Annotated in this window: 4 protein-coding genes; all 4 read left to right on the top strand. The window is 38.9% G+C overall.

Annotation, left to right across the window (positions count from 1 at the left end):
- The coding region (locus tag ACH2CJ_RS19155; protein WP_394995425.1) for a hypothetical protein at window positions 1–1915 on the top strand (1915 nt) is incomplete at its 5' end.
- The gene (locus ACH2CJ_RS19150) at window positions 1915–2439 is read left to right on the top strand and encodes a hypothetical protein (protein WP_394995422.1); all 525 of its coding nucleotides are present in this window, start codon (window positions 1915–1917) and stop codon (window positions 2437–2439) included. The genes ACH2CJ_RS19155 and ACH2CJ_RS19150, both read left to right, overlap by 1 nt.
- Window positions 2440–2508: 69 nt before the next feature.
- Window positions 2509–2745, top strand: a complete 237-nt coding sequence (locus ACH2CJ_RS19145; protein WP_394995419.1) for a hypothetical protein — start codon at window positions 2509–2511, stop codon at window positions 2743–2745.
- Between the two features lie 79 nt (window positions 2746–2824).
- Window positions 2825–5184, top strand: a 2360-nt coding sequence (locus ACH2CJ_RS19140) for a phage tail tape measure protein (RefSeq protein ID WP_394995417.1), incomplete at its 3' end; no start/stop codon positions are given.

Here is a 5184-nt window from a genome sequence, read left to right as displayed (position 1 = left end):
GGAATACTTAGATATAGAGCAGAGAATCACTATCGAAATGACAAGTTCTTATTTCGATAGTGAGCTACTTGTGGGCGGATTTTCTTATCCGATTCAGTTTGCTTGGAACAAACATAATGAGCGTTTACTACGTAACATGACAGAGGTTGAAGTTGTGTTGGATGTGGACGGAATATTTGTAAAGCGATGTATGCTGAGTTTTAAGAGAAGTGATAAGGTATGCAACGGCTATTTGAAATTGGATTTGGGTGTGGTAATTGGCGAAATGAAAAAGAGTATTAGGCAATTGGTTGACGAGCAGGTAACACTTACGGCCAGTAGTGCTTTTTTGTTGAGTGAGCGAATGTGGGATTTTGCTCAAGCGGCTCCGAGTAGCGTGCCGTTCGTATTTTTTCCGATGAAAAACCCTGTATTTTCAGAGCCGACGGCTGATTTGGTGGGTGAATATGCTTGGTATGTAAATAGTGGCTATATTAATTATGTACAGGCTGGTATATTTGATGTAGAGAGTGAATATAGTTATAATGCGGTGCCGAGTGTGTATTTGACTTGTGTTTTGAAAAAGTGTTTTGAAAAGTTGGGATTGTTGCTAAGTGGAGAGTTTATAGAAGATGAAGAAGTAAAGACTTGGGTATTTGAAGGTTGCGTATCGACAAATTGGAGTATTGGACAAGGTAATTATGTAGTTGATGTTTGGAAGTATATTCCTGATGTTAGTTTGGCAGATTTGCTTAAATACTTGAGAGATTTTGAAGGGGTTGGTGTGTTTGTGGATTGGGATAAAAAAACGGCTGAAATGGTACGCATGACCGAAAAAGCTGGCGACCGAAGCTATGTGGATTTGACAGGATGTGAGCTTGCAAAATATGAGTATGGTATTGCCGAAAAGACTGGCTATGTAGTGAGACAAATGGTTGATGATGCTGATTTAGAGTGGAAATCAAGGAAATATAAGAATAGTTTTAGTATTGGAAAGGCTGAGAAAGAAGTTGATTTGAAGATAGGCACAGTGTTGATGGCGACGGATGCAAAGCCCGTGGGGGGTGGAGAATGGTTATTGCCAACGATGCAAAAGCCTGGTAATATATTGCACGATTCGTTTGCCAAAAGTAGTTCTTATAGTGTGGATACCGACGATAGAGCATCGTATAAACTTACGCACGAGCCGAAAATAAGATTGCTGAGTTATAGAGGATTGCAGGAAGATAGCGTTGGAATATTGTATCCTTATGCTACTTCTACCCAAGCGACAATTGACGGCACGGTGGTGGGTAACAGGATGTTGCGATTTGATGGTGCGAGTGGGCAATGGTACAGCCAAACCGAGAAATATTATAGCCTGCTTGATGCGGCAAGACCTTTGCAGATGGAATTGCTGATACCTCTTTCGAAGTTTGGTGAAATAGATTTGAAGGAAAAAGTAATGATGAAAATAGACCGACAAAAGCGGTTGTTTTTCTTGAGAAAACCTTTGTTTTATTTCCCTGCGAAAAATGGGAAGGTAAAAATGCAGGGTGATTTTGTTGAGATATTAATGAAAGATTTTGTACCGATGCCTGTAACGACACAGTTACAAACTGTGTATGCAGTGATTGACTTGAGTAATTTTGTAACTGAAGGAGTTGGTCCAGGAGGTTTTGGGTATTATAAGGAGTTTGTGGATGTAAGAATAAAGCTGTACTTAGATGAAGCCTTGACCATACCTGCAGATGTTACAGAGCTTAGTGTATATGTGCAGATAATAGATACGAATAGCGGCACAGAAGAGCAGGTATTTACCTTAACAACTTCTTCATTATTGATTGCTGAAGGTGTTTTGGTGAAAGATGAAACGTATAATTTTGACGGAATTGTGATAGAGCAGTATACCAGAAGTTACAGCATTTTGGCGAATGAAAATTATTTATTGGGCTAATGGCACGGAGCAGAAACAGGATAAATATCAATAGTACGTTTAGCTTAGATGTTTTTTTAGCAAAGCTAAAAGAACGTGGAGCAAGCGAAAGTTTTGTTTTGGCCATTGGTGAGCGATTGAAAGGTTTTTCGGATGGGTTTGCTGAACATTTGGTAAACTTGATTGATGCAAATAGAATCGGTGTAACGAATGATTTACGAGACAGCCTTTATGGTCGTAGTGTGATGTTTTCGGATGGAAATGCTAAGGCTGGGGTAAAGTTAAATTTGTATGGTATATATGTAGATAAAGGTGTGGGGCGTGGATTGATGGTAAGTGAAAGGCAGATTGGCAGGGGATTGACAAATAGCCGTAACCAAACTTCTCAGCCGCAAAGAAAACCGAAGCCGTTTTTGACAGATGGAACGAGGGATTACTCACAAAAATTAGAAGATTTGCTGGCGAATGATGGAGCAGAAATTGTAGCTGCTTTGATAGCTAACGAAATGGAGAAAGGACATAAACGGGTGGTGGTGAATTTTTAAAAAACTTCCAAGCGTATCAAATAATATTTTTCTAATCAGGTGTGGCTGACAATCACAAACAACTAAAAAATGGCTATATTTTCATTAATTTTAGGCAAAGATGATATTGAAACAACTCGAATCGGGCATAATTTCAAAATCAAAACAACAAACGGAATTGAAATAATTTTTACGCCAGAATCATTGATTGAGATTCATAATGATTTTTTAAAATTGTCGGAATGCAACGGAAATTGTGGAATGAATTATTGTGATGATAATGGCTGTATTGATAGAAAACGGCATCTTGTAAACCCTCAAATGTAGAGTCATTTAAACTTACAAATAAAAATCCAACTCTTAACGGGGTTGGATTTTTTAGTTTTATGGCTAAAATTCAAAGAAAATGGCAACAAGGAAATCGGTCGTAGATTTTGAGATACGAGGAGCAAATGGGTTGAATACCATTAAGCAGCTTGAAGACAGGGTAAAAGTATTGCGAAGAGAGTGGCGTAATGCTGCTGATGAAGCTACTCGTGCCTTGAAAATGGATGAATTGAAAGCCTCAAATGTAGAGTTGCAGCGACACACTACAATGGTGAAAGGAATGAATGGGGCATGGAGTGACTTTAAGAAGAATTTTTTGAGCATTGCTTCGGGTGTACTTGGTGGAAATTTGATAACGGTTGCTGCTCAGTTTTTGATTGGGATTATTCCTGGACTAATTAGCAAGGCTGGAAAATTGAGTGATAGCCTTGCAGATGTTCGTAAGACTACTGGCATGACACGCACGGAAGTAGAAGCACTTAATAGTGATTTAAAAAAAATGGACACCCGAACTTCTCGTGAGGAATTGCGAAAGTTGGCGATGGAGGCGGGTAAATTAGGCAAGGAAAGTACGCAAGACGTGCTTGACTTTGTGAGTGCTGCAGATAAAATAACTGTTGCATTGGGTGAAGATTTGGGAGCGGATGCGGTAACGAAAATTGGCAAAATAACGCAGACTTTTGACCTTGAAAAAATGTATGGCATGGAAAACGCCATGCTGAAAGTAGGTAGTGCGGTGAATAGTATTGGGCAAGCGAGTAGTGCGAATGAAAAAAACATTGTTGAATTTACTTACAGAACGCAAGGATTGGCGAGTGCGGCTGGTATTGCGGTTGGTGATATTTTGGGTTATGCGGCTACCTTGGATATGGCTGGACAGAGCATGGAAGTAGGAGCGACGGTAACCAATAAGTTATTTGTAGCTTTGGGAACTGATGTGCCAAAATTTGCCAAACTTGCCAAAATGGGGGTTCAGGACTTTGCTAAACTGTTACAAACTGATGCGAATGAGGCATTGATTAGGGTACTTGAGAATGTTAAGGGAAATAATAAGGGCTTGCTTGGCATGGCTGAGATTTTGAAAAAACTTGGTTTGGAAGGGCAGGAAAGTGTGAATGTGGTAAGTGCCTTGGCTAACAATACCGAAACGCTAAGAAAACAGCAGGAGCTTGGTAATGAAGAGTTTAGGAAGGGTACTTCGATTTTGGACGAGTTTAATATCAAAAATAATACAACAGCAGGGATTTTAGAGAAGATTTCGCACTGGTGGAGTTCGCTTACAGCGGTTGGGTCAGGTGGGTGGGTTGATTGGATGATAACAAAGTTTGGTAAGTTGGTTGGTGTCGTAAATGAGCTTGATTTATCAACGCAGGAAACGGCGGAAAATATCCAAGAATTGGATGCTAAAAATAAGGATTTGGCAACAAATGAGAAAAAGCTTATTCCGCTTGTAAATAGGTATGATGAATTGAAAAAGAAAACAAAGCTTAATAATGATGAGCAAAATGAGTTGAAAACTGTGGTGATGGGTATTGCGAGCATTATGCCATCGGCAGTAACGGAATTGGATAAATATGGCAATGCTTTGAGCGTAAATACGCAGAAAGCGAGGGAGTTTATTAAGATTCAGAAGGATTATTTGAAGGTAGAGAATGCGAGTAAGATAGATGCTACGCAGGAAGAATTAATCTCTTTGAAACAAAAACTTGAAGCAGCGAAAAAAGAAAGAATGAATCCAGAAATTGTTGAAGAAACTGGTTCTATTTGGTTAATTGAAAAAAAAACAAAGGCTGATTATGATAAGGATAATGTAAGAATTGCCAAACTCAATAGAGATATTGAGATGAAAAGCAATTATTTGAAAAAGCTGAATGGTGATTTTATGGATGTGGTGAATAGTGAAACTACTACGCCTCCTGTTGTTACTCCCCCAATAAAATTAGGTGATGGAAATTTGGGTGGTTTGGCTGATAAAAGAAAAACCGAAGCTGATAAGGAGATTGAAGAGCAGAAACGCTTGAAAGATGAGTTGCGGAAGATACGCAATAAAATGGAGGTAGAGCAGCTACAAGATAAGGAGAAAGAACTGAAACAAAATGAGTTGCATTATGCTGAGCTCAGATTGAAAGCTAAAACCAATGCTGAAAATTTAATTGAGATTGATGCTCAGGAAAAGGCTGAAAAGGGTTTGATTGAAGCAAAATATGAGGCAAAATTGAATGAGGCTTTGGCAAAAGTATATGAAGACAAACGCCGTGAAAGCATGAATGACGCTGAACGTGAAATTGTGCTAACTATGGATAAGTATGAGAAGTTACTTGAGTTAGCAGGTGATAATGAAGCTAAAATAAAAGAGATAGTGGCATTGGAAGCGGAAGAAATAGATGCGATTAGGAAAAAATATGCTAAAGGTGGAAGTGATGTAATTGAGCAAAGTTT

The sequence above is a fragment of the Emticicia sp. genome (assembly GCF_043780375.1).
Classification (GTDB): domain Bacteria; phylum Bacteroidota; class Bacteroidia; order Cytophagales; family Spirosomataceae; genus Emticicia.
The sequence above is the reverse complement of the archived record's forward strand: the minus strand, read 5'-3'. Positions and strand labels throughout refer to the sequence as shown.

Coding starts and splice junctions, on each gene's coding strand:
- ACH2CJ_RS19150 (WP_394995422.1), top strand. CDS start 1,915: ATGGCACGGAGCAGAAACAGGATAAATATCAATAGTACGTTTAGCTTA.
- ACH2CJ_RS19145 (WP_394995419.1), top strand. CDS start 2,509: ATGGCTATATTTTCATTAATTTTAGGCAAAGATGATATTGAAACAACT.